Consider the following 16,516-nt stretch of genomic DNA (forward strand, 5'->3'; position numbering starts at 1 on the left):
CACAACTTGGGGGCTAATATTTGTTTGTTTGGTTATTTTCTACGGAATTGTTATTAGATTAATTCGTAATGTTGTAGCAAAATAAATGCAAAAACGTATTTCATACGTTCTGTGTGTAGATGGTTCTCGACGTAGTCGTCCCTACATTTAAAAATCTAATTCTTGATAAAGTTTAACTGTTTCCATCGCTTCTTTTACATCATGAACACGCAAAATATTTGCTCCCTGCATCAGGGCAAACATATTTAGGGCTGTTGTACCATTCAAGGCCTCATTTGCAGTGACATTGAGCGTACGCCAAATCATTGATTTTCTTGAAATTCCAACCAAAAATGGCAATTCCATTATCTGAAAAGCAGTCAAATTTCGCATCATTTCAAAACCTTGCTTGCCGTTTTTGGCAAAGCCAAAACCTGGGTCTATGATAATATCTTTCACGCCCAATTGTCGTAATTGATAAACTTTTTGCTGCAATTCTGTAATCACATCTAGCGTAATATCTTTATAATCATTGAGTTGGTTCATCGTTTCAGGATTTCCTCGGCTGTGCATCAAAATATATGGAACATTCAAGTCTGCCACCGTTTGAAACATTTTTTCGTCCAAATTTCCGCCTGAAATATCGTTTATAATATTTGCACCCACTTCTATTGATTTGCGAGCAACTTCACTTCTAAAAGTATCTACCGAAATAGCTATTTCTGGAAAATTTTTGCAAATAATTTCAATTACCGGCAAAACCCTATCTAATTCTTCGGTTACACTAATATCAATTGCATGAGGTCGAGTCGAATAGCCCCCAATATCAATAAAGGTTGCTCCTTGCTCAATCATTCCACCTGCTTTATCTACAATTGCTTCATTAATATATAAATACCTACTTTTCTCAAAAAAAGAATCGGGTGTAACATTCAAAATTCCCATCACTTTTGGTGTGGAAAAATCAATCAAGCGACCGTTTATATTAATACTTTTCAATGTCATTTGCTATTGGAAGCTAAGTTTTATAATTTTGCAATAATAAATGCCTTTAGCTTTTGGCAATTAGCTTTCAGCCTTCAAATCACAGTTATTTTTTTTTAAATTTATAGTTTTTGCTATTATTTTTATAAAATTCGCTTCTTATATATTTTAAATAAAAGCTTTTAGCTAAATGCTAACAGCCAATCAACATGAACAATACAGAAATCGAATACAAACATATAATCAAGATTTGTCAAGAATTATTCGAGAAAAAGAACAAAGATTATGGCACTTCTTGGCGAATTCTACGTTTGCCGAGCATTACCGACCAAATTTTTATTAAAGCCCAACGTATCCGTACTATTCAAGACAATGGTTTTAGTCGAGTAGATGAAGGTGTAATACCCGAATTTATAGGAATCATCAATTATTGTGTAATGGCATTGATTCAAGCCGAATTGATAGATAATAACGAACTGGAAATACCATTTACTCAACTTCAAGAAATGTATAACAAACAAATTTCGGAAGTAATGGAATTACTTTTCAACAAAAATCACGATTATGGCGAGGCCTGGCGAGATATGCGAGTGAGTTCGATGACTGATATTATTTTGATGAAACTGTTCAGAATCAAGCAAATTGAAGATAATCAAGGCAAAACTATTGTTTCGGAAGGTATCAAGTCGGGGTATCAAGATATTATTAATTATGCTGTTTTTTGCATGATAAAATTAGGACAAGCACAAGGGCAACAGTAAACAGTTATAAGGCAACAACTCAGACTTTTATTTAACGAAATTTTTAGGGTAATTTATAAAAATTGCAAAAAACAATAATCACAACGGGCGAAGTTACGCATCACTCAAACGCAAATCACTTAATCGAACATGAAACTATTTTTCCAAATTGCCCGTATCATTGTCGGCATAATTTTTATTTTTTCTGGCTTTGTGAAAGTTGTTGACCCTGTTGGAACGGGCATCAAACTTGAAGAGTATTTTGAAGTATTTTCGCAAGATTTACCCACATTACAAGGCTTTTTCATGTTTTTTGCTCATAATTCGCTTACCTTGTCATTAATTTTCTGTGCATTAGAAGTTATTTTGGGAGTTGCTACCCTCCTATCCTATCGCATGAAAATTACATCTTGGCTTTTGCTGGGAATCATCGTTTTCTTTACATTCTTGACCTTCTATTCAGCCTATTATAATAAAGTTACCGACTGCGGATGTTTTGGAGATTTCTTAAAACTCAAACCGTGGACTTCTTTCGAAAAAGACATTTTCTTGACAATTTTAATAGTAATTATTTTTATTTATAGAAATAAATATGCTAATTCTGGTCAAAATTTAGTGATGTTTGCCACCACCATACTTTCTTTTGGTATTGGCATTTATGCGATTCGCTACCTTCCTCCAATTGATTTTTTACCTTATGCCATCGGAAAAAGTATTCCTGAGCAGATGAAACCTACTGGTGTAAAACCTGTCATGGAGTTTACTTTTTTAAATAAAAAAACGAAAGAAGAAATAATTGCCAAAGAGTTTTTAATGGACACATTGACCTATAAATATGTATCAATGGTTACGTTGAATGAAGACAAATTGAAGCCAAAAATAACCGATTATTCAATCAGTGACCCACAAGGAAACAATTATACTGATTCTACTTTTACAGGAAATAAACTTTTAATAATTTTAAAAAGCGTTGAAGGCATTGATAATGAGCAACTTACGCAATTAAAGTCATTGATTGGTGATTCAGAAAAAAATGGCATTACACCCATGATTTTGACATCAGTGATTCAGGCTAATTATCAGAAGTTTAGTGAGACAAATGGCATTAAAACCCCTTATTTCTCGGCCGATGCAACGGTATTAAAAACAATGGCACGAACAAATCCTTGTGTGATTTTGTTACAAAATGGTGTGGTAAAGGGAAAATGGGGAAACCACAGTATTCCAAACATAGAAACTTTAGCTGAGAAACTAAAATAAAATACATTTAATCCGAAGAATGACTACAAATATTTTTCTAATTGGAATGCCTTCCTCTGGAAAAAGTACGCTCGGGCGGCAATTGGCAAAAAGTCTTGGTTATGAATTTATTGACTTAGATAGCCGCATCGAGACAACAGAAGGAAAGAAAATAGCAGAAATTTTTGCTCTAAACGGAGAAGAATATTTTCGTAAAGTAGAAAATGAGCAACTAAAAAAAATACTAATGGACAGTAAACTTATTGTTGCCACAGGTGGAGGTGTACCATGTTTTTATGATGGCATGGAATATATCAAAAACAATGGTATTAGTATTTTTCTTGATGTAAAACCTTTTATGTTGGTTGAACGAATGAAAGTTTCTAAAAAAAATGAGCGTCCATTATTTGATTTAGAAAGCAAAAATCTCTTAGAGCAAATCACAGAAAAATACAATGATAGACTAAAATATTATCAGCAAGCAGATATTACGATTGAAGGTGATACTGACCCCGAAAGTATTCTTTGGATTATTGATGCTGAGTTTGCGAGGAAATAAGAAAGTCAATAGACTTTAGAAGTTGTTTAAGTTTTTTGATTTAGGCCTAAAATGCACCTTTTTAACTTACTCTTCGTTCAAAAAAGGTTCATTTCGCTCGAAAAATTTTATTTTCCAACCTTGAATAAGTCAAAAAAAACATCATTTTTACCAACAAAAAAAGCATAAACAACCTCGTTGATAGTTAATAAAAAAGCATCCGAAAATTAAAAAATTTCAGATGCTTTTTTATTGTATAACTCGAAACACGATCGACTAAAAGAATGTGCCAACCGAAATCACAAAACTTGTTTGATTATTTGATAAATTTGCTGAAGCATAGTTTGAAGTATTTGCCAACTCATAAGGTGTATATGCACTTGTGAATTTATTATAAACACCTGCTAAATCAACAAAGAATTTTGACGAACGATAGCCCACTCCACCCGAAAACAGCATCTGAGAACGGTCTAAGTTGTCAACTTTTTGTTTATATGGATCAGGCATGAATTTAACACCTGCACGCAAACGAATATTTTCAATACGATATTCTGCACCAGCTTTCAAGTTTACTGCATCTTTATAATAGCTTTGAATCAATCGCTTTTGGCCTGCACCCCATGAGTTATCTTCAGGGTCTTTGATGCCCATATTTCTATAACCAACATATTCGGCATCGGCAGTAATAAAACCTTTTTTACTTGGCAAAAAGAAAGTTGCTCCTCCACTCGCTCTAAGTGGTGTTGTTAGTGAATAAGTGAATACGTTTTCGTCGGTCATTACTGTTTTATAGTCGGTGGTAAACGTATTTGGCTTTTGATCAACAGTAATACTTGAATTATATATTTCATTCAAAGTAATCCAAGTGGGCGATGTAACATTTGCTCCGAGGCTAATATTATCCGAAACTTTTACGATTGCACCCGCCGAAAGATTGATACCACCACCCCGAGTGTATAAATCATCATTTAATTGAAAGCCGTTAAATATTTTTCCAGTTGGAAACTGTTCAGCATGATTTCCCAAATATTCATAATTCATTCTTACGAACCCAACTGAAAAACCAAGATAGGTTTTATCATTGAAATTTGCACCATAACCTACATTCCATTGGCTAACCGCACCAGTACTCGAATTTCTGCCTGTTTGATTGACTGGTAAGCTTTTTTCAATTTTGGTATATGGAGCTTTACTTCCTGAAACTGGGTCAATCATAAATGCTTGATAATACATTGCTGTTGAAGTTGAAGCACTTCCTGTATTGGTGTTGAATTCACCATCTAAAGTCCCCGAATCAACACCACGACGAGTAGCTTTTTCAGCAAAATAATCCATCATTGAGCTTTTCTTGTTTTGTCCAGCATAATTAAAATCAGACAAAAGATTTACTTGTTTTGAATAAGTTATTGCCAATGAAGAACGTTTTTTGCGAGTTCCATTTCCTCCACTACTCAAAATTAGTCCTAATTGACCAATATTCGCATTGGAAGTACTCGATTGAGTAGTTGAACCAATATAAGAAGAGGCGGTTTTCAATGAATTAAAAATGGGCGTTATGCTCAATTCTGAGCGATTGTAAAAACCCAATCCTGCAGGATTTGTGTAGGCATTAGTTGCATCTCCTCCTAGTGCCGAATATCCGCCACCCATAGCTTGCATACGTGCCGAGCCAGATATTTTGTTTTGAGAATATCGAAATGCATCTTCACCATAAAAATGCCCGCCTAAACTTAATTGTGCGTTTGCTCCAATTCCACCCAGAACAAAAGCACTTGCTATCAAAATTCGTGTGATTTTCATTTTAATTTACTATTTTTTTGAAGAATTAAAAACCAGACTTTAAATTTATTTTGAATGATAGATTTTTCTATAAATATATATAAAACAAAATTCTTTTTACGTCTAAAATCTTTAGTCGAGATACTTCATATTATTGTTATTTTTAAGCAAATTTCTGTTTTTTTACATAGAAACCTCGCCAAACGCTATGATTCAGCGAGGTTTCAAAATTTTATTATTACTATTTCTCTTTACGAGCATGAACAATTCTTGAATCTATTTAAATAGTAATCTTACTGAATTATCTTGGTCCACGGCTACTTCCGCCACCCGAAGATGAACTTCCAGACGAAGAACTTCCCGATGATGAACTTCCAGACGAAGAACTTCCCGATGATGAACTTGATGAAGGAGTATATGATGGGCTTGAAGAACCTCTTGAAAAATTATCAGATGATGAACTTCTTGGTTGTGTATTTCCACTACCATTTGAGTAATTATCAGAGCGACCAGAGCTTGAACTTCCCGATGGACGGCTATTATTATATCCCCCAGCATTTGAATTAGAGTTACTACTTCCACCTTCAGTGTTTCCATTTCTACGTGGGCGAGCATAGTAATCGTCGTTTGTTCTACTTGAACTTCCTTGTGTTCCTACATTTCTGCTGCCATTATTATTATATGTGTCTGAACCTGTCCAACTTCCATTTCTTCTTGGTGTAGCATAAGTATCAGTTGAACCTGTGGTTGTTCTGCCAGTATTGGTACCATTGTAAGTACGGGCATTACCATTATTATTCAAACCATCATTTCTTGCTCCTGCATTCGTAAACCCTTTGTTGTATATACTTGAACCGCTGCCCCCATCACGTGGACCATAAGTACGATTTTTAGCAGCCACACCCGATACACCTGAAGTGACATTATTAGAATAATAGTTATTACCGTAGTATCCACTGCCAAATCCGCCATAACGATATGGGTCGTAGTAGCCATAAATAGGGCTATTGAAAGAATTATAAGGATTATAAAATGAGTTAAAGGGACTGTAGAAAGAACTATAAGGGCTAAAAAATGAATTATACCCATACATACTTCCTAAACCGAAGCCCATTCCAAATCCAGAGCCATAACTCCCCCAACTATTTCCAAAACCATTGCCAAAACCACCAAAACCATTGCCATAAGAGTTATAGCCAAATGGATTATTATAACCATATCTGTTGAAGGGACTTGACCAACCATTTGGCTGACTCCAAGCATAATCGTTCCAACCAGATTGATAGCCATTAGAGAAACCAGAAGCGTAACCAGTTCCGCCATTATTATTGCGATAAACTTTGCGAGAGTTTACATAGTCTTCATCATAATATTCATCATTGCCGCTAACTCCTTGTTGGGTCGGCTCTTCTGCTTGATATCGCTGATTTTCTGCATAATCTGGGTTTTGATATCTATTTGCTTGAGGCTTATATACTACTTGTGGAGCATCGGCTGATGAGCCATAAGTATCGTCATATTCACCTTTGGTAGCTATCTGTTTTTGACTACAACCCCATGTACCCAAAAGCACTGCCATTGATAGATACCTGAAAGATTTGAGAGTATTCATTGTATTAATTATTAAATGTGGTTAAAACCAATAATCTATGTATATGATGCGAATGAAAAAGAAAAGGTTGTATGATGAAAAAAAATATTTTTATTACTCAACCGATTCCAACAACAAGCCTTTGCAATATTTACGACAATTCGACAAATATGGTCTGAAAAGTAACATATTCTTTACAAATTTAATATAAAAACCTATCTTTGCAATCTCTTTCAAAGATTAAAATTGGCATTAAAACTTAATTAAAGTAATGTTCAATTGTTCTTTTCTAAGAATATAACGAAAGTTATAGGCGTAAAATTCAAATTATTTAATTTATCATAAGAATATTGAAAGAAAATGGATACGATTGTACAACAACAAGCTTATCTATTCATCATTCATCATTCATAATTAATCGTTATAAATGAGTAAGGGTCTTCCAAAACGTAGTGAAAATTATTCGGAGTGGTACAACGAACTGGTCAAACGTGCTGATTTGGCTGAAAATTCTGCTGTGCGTGGTTGCATGGTAATCAAACCTTATGGTTATTCGATTTGGGAAAAAATGCAACGTGCTTTAGACGATATGTTTAAAGAAACAGGGCATACAAATGCTTATTTTCCGCTATTTGTGCCAAAAAGTTTATTTGAAGCAGAAGAAAAAAACGCCGAAGGTTTTGCAAAAGAATGTGCAGTTGTGACGCATTATCGCCTAAAAGCAAATCCTGACAAACCAGGAACTTTGATGGTAGACCCCGAAGCAAAATTAGAGGAAGAATTGGTGGTTAGACCAACGAGTGAAGCAATCATTTGGAGTACCTACAAAAACTGGATTCAGTCGTACCGAGATTTGCCAATCTTGATTAATCAATGGGCAAATGTAGTACGTTGGGAAATGCGTACAAGGATGTTTTTGCGAACTACGGAGTTTTTATGGCAAGAAGGACATACAGCTCACGCTACTGAAAAAGAAGCAATGGACGAAACTAAACAAATGTTGGAAGTATATGCCAAATTTGCTGAAGAATGGATGTCGGTTCCCGTACTAAAAGGTTTCAAAACTGCAAACGAACGTTTTGCGGGTGCAGAAGAAACACTCTGTATTGAGGCAATGATGCAAGATGGAAAAGCATTACAAGCAGGAACTTCTCACTTTTTAGGACAAAATTTCGCCAAAGCATTTGATGTAAAATTTCAATCGAAAGAAGGGAAATTAGACTATGTTTGGGGAACTTCATGGGGAGCAAGTACACGATTGATGGGTGCTTTAATTATGGCTCATTCTGACGATTTAGGCTTGGTACTTCCACCAAAATTAGCTCCAATTCATGTGGTTATTGTACCAATATATAAAGGAGATGAAGATTTAGATGCGATAAAGGCTGTAATTATGCCCATCGTAAAAGAATTAAAATCTTATGGAATCACTGTAAAATTTGATGATAATGACGCTTATCGCCCAGGATGGAAATTTGCAGAATATGAGTTGAAAGGTGTTCCTATCAGAATGGCAATTGGTATGCGTGATTTACAAAGTGGACAAATTGAAGTAGCTCGTCGTGATACTTTGACTAAAGAAATTCGCCCGATTGAAGGAATTGCAACCTATCTTAAAGATTTATTGAACGAAATTCAAGAAGCAATTTATCAAAAAGCATTGAATTTCCGCCAAGAAAATACATTCAAAATTGATACTTGGTCGTCGTTTCAAGAACAAATCGAAAAAGGTGGGTTTTTGCTTTGTCACTGGGACGGAAGTTCGGAAACTGAAGAAAAAATTAAAGAATTAACAAAAGCAACGATTCGTTGTATTCCTTTAGATGCAATTGAGGAGGCTGGTGTTTGTGTCTATTCAGGAAATTCTTCTACAAAACGAGTAGTTTTTGCGAGAGCTTATTAAGCTTAGAAATGTTTTTCTCGAATCCTAAATAAAAAAACAACAAACATAAATAGAAATAATGGTAAAATCAGGCGATAATGTAGCGGTACATTATAAAGGAACGCTAACCAATGGTACGGTGTTCGACAGTTCAGAAGGGCGTGACCCTCTGCAGTTTCAAGTGGGTAGCGGCATGGTTATCGCAGGATTTGATTCGGGCGTAACAGGCATGACTATTGGTGAGATAAAAACAGTGTTTATTCCAGTAGATGAAGCCTATGGCCCTGCTGAAGAAAATATGCTTTTTACATTCAATCGCTTGGATATTCCTGATGATATTCCTTTAGAGGTTGGCGGAACAATAAATATGCACAACGGACAGCAAGAAATGCCAGTAATTGTACGTGAAGTTACCGCAACTAAAGTTATCCTCGATGGAAATCACCCTTTGGCTGGTCAAGATTTAATTTTTGAAATTGAGTTGGTTGACGTAAAATAGTCTTCTGAGTTCAGTCATCTTGCGTTCGCAAAGGATTGTCAAAGTCGAAAAAAACATAAAAAAGGCGATGCTTGTTTGCATCGCCTTTAAAAGTATATTCATTTTAGCTTACTTAGCGTAAGAAACGCTTCGCATTTCTCTGATAACAGTTACTTTGATTTGTCCTGGATATTGCATTTCTTTTTCAATTTTTTGAGAAATATCAAAAGACAATTTACTTGCAATTTCGTCAGTTACATTTTCAGAATCTACAATTACACGCAATTCACGCCCTGCTTGAATAGCATAACATTTTTCTACACCATTATGGGCAAGAGCCAATGCCTCTAAATCACGCAAACGTTGTACATAAGATTCCATCATTTCACGTCTTGCACCAGGGCGAGAACCTGAGATTGAGTCACAAATTTGAATGATTGGTGAAATCATCGAAGTCATTTCGATTTCGTCGTGGTGAGCTCCAATGGCATTGATAACTTCTGGGTGTTCTTTGTATTTCTTTGCCAATTCCATTCCCAAAAGAGCATGAGGCAATTCTTGCTCTTCGTGCCATACTTTTCCAATATCATGTAGCAATCCTGCACGTTTGGCTAATTTGGCATTCAAGCCTAACTCTGATGCCATCGTAGCACACATTTTAGCCACCTCACGTGAGTGTTGGAGTAGATTTTGTCCGTAAGATGAACGGAAACGCATTCTACCAATCATGCGAATGAGGTCGGGATGTAAACCATGAACGCCCAAATCAATTACTGTACGCTCACCTATTTCATTGATTTCGTTTTCAATATCTTTCTTAGTTTTGGCAACTACTTCTTCAATTCTGGCAGGGTGAATACGTCCATCTTGTACCAAACGGTGCAATGAGAGACGAGCAATTTCTCGACGAACAGGATCAAAACTCGAAATAACAATTGCTTCGGGTGTATCGTCAACAATCACCTCCACACCAGTTGCTGCTTCCAAAGCACGAATATTTCGTCCTTCACGACCAATTACTTTTCCTTTTATTTCATCACCTTCAATATTAAAAACCGATACACAGTTTTCAATGGCTTGCTCGGCTGCTGTACGTTGAATAGTTTCAATAATGATTTTCTTCGATTCTTTCGTAGCCGTTAGTTTTGCTTCTTCAATTGTTTGCTTGATATAGCCCGAAGCCCTTGTTTCAGCTTCTCCTTTGATGGCATCAATCAATTGTTGTTTTGCTTGTTCGGCAGTAAGATTTGCTATTTTTTCTAATTGCTCTACTTGCTGACTAAGCATTAATTCAGCCTCTTCTTTGCGTTTGTTTGCTACTTCAATTTGCTTTGTTGCGGCTTCTGTTTGGTCGTTAAGCTTTATTTGTAAAGCTTCTAACTCTTTTTCACGGCGGATATTTTGTTGTTCAACTTGAGTTGCTTGCTGTTTTGTTTGAGCAGCTTGTTGTTCCATTTGCTTTACCCGTTGCTCATTTTGTAAAATAATATTTTTGCGTTTGTTTGAATCGTCTTCAAACTCGGTTTTTAACTTCAAAAAATGCTCTTTTGCTTCCAACATTTTGTCTTTTTTGATATTTTCAGCAGTTTGTTGAGCAGTTTTCAAGAGTTCGTTGGCACGTTGTTCGCCGTCTGCTTCTTTGCTTTGGAATGTTTTTTTGAGTAAGGCTCTTCCCACAAAATAACCTACTACCAAAGCCAGTAGGGCAGCGAAAAGAATGGATATAATATTTGACATCATGGAAGATTTTAAAAAATTTATAAATGATTTTGGCAAATTTGGAAACTAATGAACAAGTCAATAGTTTCTGGACGTAAAGTCAAGTAGATTTTGGAGGAACCAGAGAAACTGGAAGAGGAATTAATCAAAAATGAATTGGGTAATCGTAAATTAGAGTATGATATTAGGGTAAATACTACGATATTTCATTTTCGATAATTGTCTGAAATTACTTATTAATTGAGAGCAATACGATTGTCAAGTTCGTTGAGCCTCTTATCTAGTGATTGTTGCAAAAGTTTATATTTGTCTTGATTTTTTTGTGATTCGACCATCCCTTCGATGGCAACAGTTATCAAAAAATCCCAAGAATCCATCTCACCGCCACTGTGGTCTTTGGTAAACGAATCAATACGTTGGTTAATAAATTGAGCTGCTTTACGAAAATATGGTTCCATTTCGGGTTGAATTCTCAGAGTAACGACCCGACTCATTACTTTCAACCCTATTTCTAATTTCTTAGAATCAACCATTTTTGCCATTCGTAATCAATTTTTTTTTAGCTATTTACTCTTATTCCAACTAATAATCGTCTAATAATGCAACGCACACATCAATCTCTTTTATTAAATCCGTAATCGTTTTCTTTAATTCTACGCTGTCTTTTGACTTTTGAATTTTATTCGATACAATTTTAACACTTTCTTTTTGAATTTCTTTACTTTTTTCAAGAAAATCTTGTTTTTTTAGTCTTTCATGGAGTTTATTATTCTCTTTTTCTTTTTCTTGAATAGTTTTTGTCAAATTACGTACCTGCGATTTTAGTGCCACGATTTCATCTCTGGCATTAGCATTGTCCAAAAAAAGAACATTATTCAAGCGATTGAATCGAACGAATAACATTTCGTTTTCTTCATTGACAATTTTTGCAGTAAATTCCTGTTCGACGGACATTTTTATGGAGTTATTTGTGATTGAGTGAATAACTAAATTAAAATGATAATTTTCAAAATTAAATCACTCATTCGCTAATTTGCTCATTCGTTTAAAGACTTCTTCGCAGCTTGCTTAAAATCTGCAATTAAATCACTTATGTCTTCTAAACCAACCGAGCAACGAATTAAGCCTTCTGTGATTCCTAATTTAACTTTGTCTTCTTTGGGTAATTTTGAGTGCGTAGTTGTATTTGGATTAGTAATAATTGTACGAGAATCTCCTAAATTCGAAGAGTTTGAAACGATTTGCAAAGCTCTCGTAAATTTATTGAGTCTATCAAAGCCTCCTTCCAATTCAAAAGTAACCATTGCTCCACCTGCCGACATTTGTTTTTTTGCCAAAGTATATTGCGGATGCGTTGGTAAATGCGGGTATTTTACATTGACAATTCCGTCTATTTTTTGCAATGCTTTTGCCAATTTTAAAGCATTTTCGCAATGACGCTGCATCCTAATTTCTAATGTTTCTAAACTTTTTGATAAAACCCACGCATTAAATGGCGACATTGAAGGGCCAGTATGGCGACAGAAAAATCGAATTGGAGCAATCAACTCTTTTGTTCCCGTTATTATTCCACCTAAAACTCGTCCTTGTCCATCCATAAACTTAGTTGCTGAGTGAACAATCAAATTTGCACCAAAATCGGTCGGTGTATGAATAATGGGCGTTGCAAAACAATTATCAACATAATAAATTAAGTTATGTTTTTTTGCCAATTTACCAATCATTTCCATATCCACTAATTCTAAACCTGGGTTTGATGGTGTTTCCAAGTAAACCATTTTGGTATTAGGCAGAATTGCAGCTTCCCAATCACTTTCTGGAGCAGTTGCATCTAAATATGAATGCGTGATACCCCATTTTGATAAAATTTGTGTCAAAATTTGGTGAGCAGAACCAAATAATGCACGTGAAGCTACTACGTGGTCGCCCGATTTTAGATGTGCTGCAAATCCCGCAAAAACTGCTGCCATGCCAGTTGCTGTTGCAATTCCTTCTTCACAATTTTCGAGCATACAAACTTTATCCACAAATTCCTGCACCGAAGGATTTGAAAAACGGGTATAAATATTACCTTCAAGAGTTTCGTCAAAAAGAGCTTTTCCTTGCTCAGCATCTTCAAAACAAAAGCTACTCGTCAAGAAAAGTGGGGTTGAATGTTCACGATATTGAGAGCGTTTTGTTTGTATTCTTATAGCTTTGGTTTGTTTTTTCATTATAATTTTAATTCATTTCTATAATTCCTAATCTTTACTTGTAGAACAGAGATATGTTTTACTCATCAAATTTCCCTGCCTTGTAATTTGTCATCCAATCTTTCTTAAATCCTCCAATGGTTTCAAAAAAAGGTATAAAATATTTCTTCATATCGGCTTCAAAATCTCCAGTAGTATCGAACGGCTCTGAAATAATTACCGATTTACGAGGATAATCGAAGCCCACCATATATATTGGCACTTTTGCCGAATGAGCCATATAATAAAAGCCGGTTTTTAGTTTGCTTACATTTTTTCGAGTACCTTCTGGAGCAATTGCCACCAAAAGCTTTTCATGGCTCCTAAAAGTTTCGGCTACTTGCTGTACAAAATTTGTACTTTTTGTGCGATAAACAGGTGTGCCACCTAATCCTCTAAAAATCCAACCAAAGGGTGGTCGAAAGAGTTCTTCTTTTCCTAAATAGTTAATTGTAAGTCCAATTGTTGGACGAGTACAAAGCCCAACAAAGAAATCGGCAGTGCGGTTATGAGGGCCAACTGCAAATATCGCCTTTTTTAAATCTGATGGTACGTTACTGATTACCTTCCAACCAGATAGTTTGAAGCAAATTTTGAACAGCCAGTTTAGCATTAAATTTACGATTTTCGACGAGATCGCCCGTGCGTTGATGATTTACAAATATAATTTTTCAAAAAACATGAGACTTCTTCACTCAATTTGCCAAATGTTGAATAATGACAAATGGTTTTGGACTAAAACACAGGATGAAAATGATAAGAGCCAACCAACCTAAAAACTTTCTTTCGAGGGCCAATGGCTGTTTGTCATTGGTAGGTGGATGGTAAACACCCAAGAAACGACCAATCATTAATCCGAATGCTAAAAAGCCTGAATAGCCTTCGATTTCAGGGTAAAAATACGAGATTATTAGCTGAATCGCAACAACAGCAAGTGCAATGAGCCAATTGGTCAATTGATTTTCAGAAATACGAGAGAAGCAGAGATAATTGAATCCGACAAACAAAATGAATTTACCCAATAATTCTAGAAATGCAGTCGAATCGGTTGTTGTAAATTCGTGGGCATTGAAAAACCCTAAACCCGCATAGAATACAAAAATTGAAAATAAAATAGGCGAAACGATATTAAAAGCTCGGTCACCGATGAGTCCGTAAAGAATATGTCCACCGTCTAACTGTCCGACTGGAAAAAGATTCAAAGCAGTAAAGAAAAGCGATAAATATCCTGCAAAAATAATCGGATAATTGGTATAAAGATAAGGATGAGGTAGCTCACCGGTAGCAACATATTGCTCAAAAAAATTAAAAAGAAGGCTGTCACCTAATTTGATTGAAATATAGTCTGGACTGGTTTCGAGAAACTTTCCATAATCATTACCGTATTGTTTGAATATAGGAAAAAGATTGAAAACATAGTCTAAGTTTGGCAGATGTGTAAATCCATACCACAATACAAATAAGGCTGCAACAAACCCAGCTAAAGGGCCTGCAATACCAATATCGAAATATTTAACACGAGAATTTAGCCTTTTCTTTATACGAATAAATGCTCCCAATGTACCAAAAGTAGATGAAAGCCCACCAATCCAAAGAGGTAAGTAATAAGGTAGCGATACTTCAGTTTTATGTTTTTTTGCAATAAAATAGTGCCCAAATTCATGAATAGTTAAGACTCCCAAAAAAGGTACGGAGTATTTGAAACCCTCAAAAAACTCTTTCCAACCTAATGGCGTATCACCAAAAAAGAAAGGTCTTCCAAAAATCCATTCTGCCCCTGTTATAGTTGTGGTTAAGAGCGTAACAACGAATAAAACTATTTGTATTAGGAGCGTACGTTGATGATTCATGTTATTTTATTGTAAGCCACAAAGTAACTACTTAAAATATGTTTTTACAATATTCTATGATAGAAGTTGGCGGTTCTACCAAAATTGTTTGGATACCTATTGCATTAGCTGACTCAACATTTTTTACATTATCATCAAAAAAAAGCACCTCATTTGGTTTTAATTTAAGTTTTTTAAGCATAAAATGATAAATTTCGGCATCGGGTTTCCACATATTCATTTCGTAAGAGAGAAAAAGTTGGTCGAAAAGCTCATCAAGGTTACTAATTCCATGTGCCTTTTTTAGATAATCGTTTGAAGCTTTAATATGAATATTATTGGTATTGCTAAGGAGATAAACAGGGTATTTTTGGCGAATTTTCTTGATTAACTCTATTCTGTCGGCAGGAATATCTAATAAAATTGCATTCCATGCTTTATCAATTTCGGTATCACTTAATGGAAAACCAAGTGTTTGTCTGATAATTTCACGAAATTCTTCATCAGAAAATTGACCAGACTCATAGCGTCTAAATAGTTGATTATCAGTGATTTGTTTTTCAATATAAGTCTCACTTTTTGAAGTAAAATGAGCAAAAGTTCGATAAATACGTTTAAAATCAATATTAATAATAACGTTTCCGAAGTCGAAGATTACGGCTTTGAATTTCATAGAGAAAATTTTTGGTAGGGGTTGAATAAAAAAAGTGTCGGACGCTCTATGGAAACGTCCGACACGGAGAAATATTTTATTTTTATTATAATTACAGTAAAATGAAGGGTCGAATTTTATAAGTCATCTTCTAAAATTAAGGTTTTTTGGGAGTATTATACCCTAAAAATCACTTCCGTATCATCTACACGAGTACGTGCTGAATAAATACCTTCGGACTTGCCGATTCCGCAAGCTATAACCATACATATTTCAACTTTTTGAGGCAATTCTAATGCTTTTTTTACTAATTTTTCATCAAAACCTTCCATTGGACAAGTATCATAACCTTCCGATTTCATGCTCAACATAAAGGTTTGAGCAGCCAAAGCACATGATTTGTGCATCGAAACTCGCTGGTCGGCATGAGTTATCAAATGGATAATTGGCTTATTGGTTATTGTATGATAAGCCACAATGCAAAATCGGACGAATGTTGCAATACCAAAAAAATCGTTGGTATAAAGCAAAGGCATCAGTTTTTCGTAATAATTCAAAGCTCGTTTATCTTTTCCTGAAGGCTCTTTACCTGCAAATTGCTTTTTCAAATTTGCCAAATTCCAAGCGGCACGTGCTTTCCATTTGTCTTGGCGAGTTACAAAAACTACTAATTCTGAAGCTGTTCGTGCAGCTGATTGGTGCATACAAGCTTCCACAATTGCTTGCTTTTTATCTTTGCTCGAAACTTGGTAAAATCCCCAAAGTTGCATATTTGAACTATTTGCCGAGAGAACGGCTCTTTCGAGGCTTTTGGTTACAATATTTGAATCGAAATTGGCATTTTCATCGTAAATTCTTACAGAACGACGAGCGTT

The 16,516-nt window shown here is 35.2% G+C and carries 16 protein-coding genes; 5 read left to right on the plus strand and 11 right to left on the minus strand.

The window, feature by feature from the left end; genetic code table 11:
• Positions 1–147: 147 nt before the first annotated feature.
• Positions 148–984 (minus strand): dihydropteroate synthase, encoded by an 837-nt coding sequence (gene folP / locus ACH2CJ_RS21335; protein WP_394996474.1) that lies wholly within the window; start codon positions 982–984, stop codon positions 148–150.
• A 188-nt stretch (positions 985–1,172) separates the two neighbouring features.
• Here folP and ACH2CJ_RS21340 point away from each other — a divergent pair, with 188 nt between their 5' ends.
• From ACH2CJ_RS21340 to ACH2CJ_RS21350, 3 genes are all read left to right on the plus strand, one after another.
• Positions 1,173–1,724, plus strand: a complete 552-nt coding sequence (locus ACH2CJ_RS21340; RefSeq protein WP_394996476.1) for a DUF1599 domain-containing protein — start codon at positions 1,173–1,175, stop codon at positions 1,722–1,724.
• A 129-nt stretch (positions 1,725–1,853) separates the two neighbouring features.
• Positions 1,854–2,963 (plus strand): BT_3928 family protein, encoded by a 1,110-nt coding sequence (locus ACH2CJ_RS21345; protein ID WP_394996479.1) that lies wholly within the window; start codon positions 1,854–1,856, stop codon positions 2,961–2,963.
• A gap of 19 nt (positions 2,964–2,982) precedes the next feature.
• Positions 2,983–3,501, plus strand: a complete 519-nt coding sequence (locus ACH2CJ_RS21350; RefSeq protein ID WP_394996482.1) for a shikimate kinase — start codon at positions 2,983–2,985, stop codon at positions 3,499–3,501.
• Between the two features lie 255 nt (positions 3,502–3,756).
• Here the strand turns inward: ACH2CJ_RS21350 and ACH2CJ_RS21355 are convergent, their stop codons facing one another.
• The gene (locus ACH2CJ_RS21355; RefSeq protein WP_394996485.1) at positions 3,757–5,280 is read right to left on the minus strand and encodes an OmpP1/FadL family transporter; all 1,524 of its coding nucleotides are present in this window, start codon (positions 5,278–5,280) and stop codon (positions 3,757–3,759) included.
• Between the two features lie 280 nt (positions 5,281–5,560).
• Positions 5,561–6,871, minus strand: a complete 1,311-nt coding sequence (locus tag ACH2CJ_RS21360; protein ID WP_394996488.1) for a hypothetical protein — start codon at positions 6,869–6,871, stop codon at positions 5,561–5,563.
• A gap of 406 nt (positions 6,872–7,277) precedes the next feature.
• Between ACH2CJ_RS21360 and proS the strand changes: the two genes are divergently transcribed.
• Positions 7,278–8,753 (plus strand): proline--tRNA ligase, encoded by a 1,476-nt coding sequence (gene proS / locus ACH2CJ_RS21365; protein ID WP_394996491.1) that lies wholly within the window; start codon positions 7,278–7,280, stop codon positions 8,751–8,753.
• A gap of 58 nt (positions 8,754–8,811) precedes the next feature.
• Positions 8,812–9,231, plus strand: coding sequence for a peptidylprolyl isomerase (locus ACH2CJ_RS21370; protein WP_394996494.1), 420 nt, complete (start codon positions 8,812–8,814; stop codon positions 9,229–9,231).
• Positions 9,232–9,339: 108 nt separating this feature from the next.
• Here ACH2CJ_RS21370 and rny read toward each other — a convergent pair whose 3' ends face one another.
• The 8 genes from rny to ACH2CJ_RS21410 all read right to left on the minus strand — a co-directional run.
• Positions 9,340–10,947: a ribonuclease Y gene (gene rny / locus ACH2CJ_RS21375; protein WP_394996518.1), complete on the minus strand. Its 1,608-nt coding sequence runs from the start codon at positions 10,945–10,947 to the stop codon at positions 9,340–9,342.
• Positions 10,948–11,165: 218 nt separating this feature from the next.
• Entirely contained in the window at positions 11,166–11,471 is a 306-nt protein-coding gene (locus ACH2CJ_RS21380; protein ID WP_394996497.1) for a cell division protein ZapA, read from the minus strand.
• Between the two features lie 40 nt (positions 11,472–11,511).
• Entirely contained in the window at positions 11,512–11,883 is a 372-nt protein-coding gene (locus tag ACH2CJ_RS21385) for a hypothetical protein (RefSeq protein WP_394996500.1), read from the minus strand.
• A gap of 83 nt (positions 11,884–11,966) precedes the next feature.
• The gene (locus ACH2CJ_RS21390; RefSeq protein ID WP_394996503.1) at positions 11,967–13,142 is read right to left on the minus strand and encodes a trans-sulfuration enzyme family protein; all 1,176 of its coding nucleotides are present in this window, start codon (positions 13,140–13,142) and stop codon (positions 11,967–11,969) included.
• A 58-nt stretch (positions 13,143–13,200) separates the two neighbouring features.
• The gene (locus tag ACH2CJ_RS21395) at positions 13,201–13,773 is read right to left on the minus strand and encodes a 1-acyl-sn-glycerol-3-phosphate acyltransferase (RefSeq protein ID WP_394996506.1); all 573 of its coding nucleotides are present in this window, start codon (positions 13,771–13,773) and stop codon (positions 13,201–13,203) included.
• 82 nt (positions 13,774–13,855) lie between these two features.
• Positions 13,856–15,010 carry a site-2 protease family protein gene (locus tag ACH2CJ_RS21400; RefSeq protein WP_394996509.1) on the minus strand — a complete coding sequence of 385 codons (1,155 nt, stop codon included), beginning with the start codon at positions 15,008–15,010 and terminating at the stop codon, positions 13,856–13,858.
• A 31-nt stretch (positions 15,011–15,041) separates the two neighbouring features.
• Positions 15,042–15,662, minus strand: a complete 621-nt coding sequence (locus tag ACH2CJ_RS21405; RefSeq protein WP_394996512.1) for an HAD family hydrolase — start codon at positions 15,660–15,662, stop codon at positions 15,042–15,044.
• Between the two features lie 155 nt (positions 15,663–15,817).
• The coding region (locus tag ACH2CJ_RS21410; RefSeq protein ID WP_394996515.1) for a nitroreductase family protein at positions 15,818–16,516 on the minus strand (699 nt) is incomplete at its 5' end.

Origin of the sequence: Emticicia sp. (assembly GCF_043780375.1) — a bacterium.
GTDB lineage: Bacteria > Bacteroidota > Bacteroidia > Cytophagales > Spirosomataceae > Emticicia.

Excerpts from the sequence above, each read along its gene's own strand:
- ACH2CJ_RS21340 (WP_394996476.1), top strand. The coding sequence starts at position 1,173 with ATGAACAATACAGAAATCGAATACAAACATATAATCAAGATTTGTCAA.
- ACH2CJ_RS21380 (WP_394996497.1), bottom strand. The coding sequence starts at position 11,471 with ATGGCAAAAATGGTTGATTCTAAGAAATTAGAAATAGGGTTGAAAGTA.
- ACH2CJ_RS21390 (WP_394996503.1), bottom strand. The coding sequence starts at position 13,142 with ATGAAAAAACAAACCAAAGCTATAAGAATACAAACAAAACGCTCTCAA.
- ACH2CJ_RS21360 (WP_394996488.1), bottom strand. The coding sequence starts at position 6,871 with ATGAATACTCTCAAATCTTTCAGGTATCTATCAATGGCAGTGCTTTTG.
- ACH2CJ_RS21345 (WP_394996479.1), top strand. The coding sequence starts at position 1,854 with ATGAAACTATTTTTCCAAATTGCCCGTATCATTGTCGGCATAATTTTT.
- ACH2CJ_RS21385 (WP_394996500.1), bottom strand. The coding sequence starts at position 11,883 with ATGTCCGTCGAACAGGAATTTACTGCAAAAATTGTCAATGAAGAAAAC.
- folP (WP_394996474.1), bottom strand. The coding sequence starts at position 984 with ATGACATTGAAAAGTATTAATATAAACGGTCGCTTGATTGATTTTTCC.
- ACH2CJ_RS21395 (WP_394996506.1), bottom strand. The coding sequence starts at position 13,773 with ATGCTAAACTGGCTGTTCAAAATTTGCTTCAAACTATCTGGTTGGAAG.
- ACH2CJ_RS21350 (WP_394996482.1), top strand. The coding sequence starts at position 2,983 with ATGACTACAAATATTTTTCTAATTGGAATGCCTTCCTCTGGAAAAAGT.
- rny (WP_394996518.1), bottom strand. The coding sequence starts at position 10,947 with ATGTCAAATATTATATCCATTCTTTTCGCTGCCCTACTGGCTTTGGTA.
- ACH2CJ_RS21355 (WP_394996485.1), bottom strand. The coding sequence starts at position 5,280 with ATGAAAATCACACGAATTTTGATAGCAAGTGCTTTTGTTCTGGGTGGA.
- ACH2CJ_RS21400 (WP_394996509.1), bottom strand. The coding sequence starts at position 15,010 with ATGAATCATCAACGTACGCTCCTAATACAAATAGTTTTATTCGTTGTT.
- proS (WP_394996491.1), top strand. The coding sequence starts at position 7,278 with ATGAGTAAGGGTCTTCCAAAACGTAGTGAAAATTATTCGGAGTGGTAC.
- ACH2CJ_RS21370 (WP_394996494.1), top strand. The coding sequence starts at position 8,812 with ATGGTAAAATCAGGCGATAATGTAGCGGTACATTATAAAGGAACGCTA.
- ACH2CJ_RS21405 (WP_394996512.1), bottom strand. The coding sequence starts at position 15,662 with ATGAAATTCAAAGCCGTAATCTTCGACTTCGGAAACGTTATTATTAAT.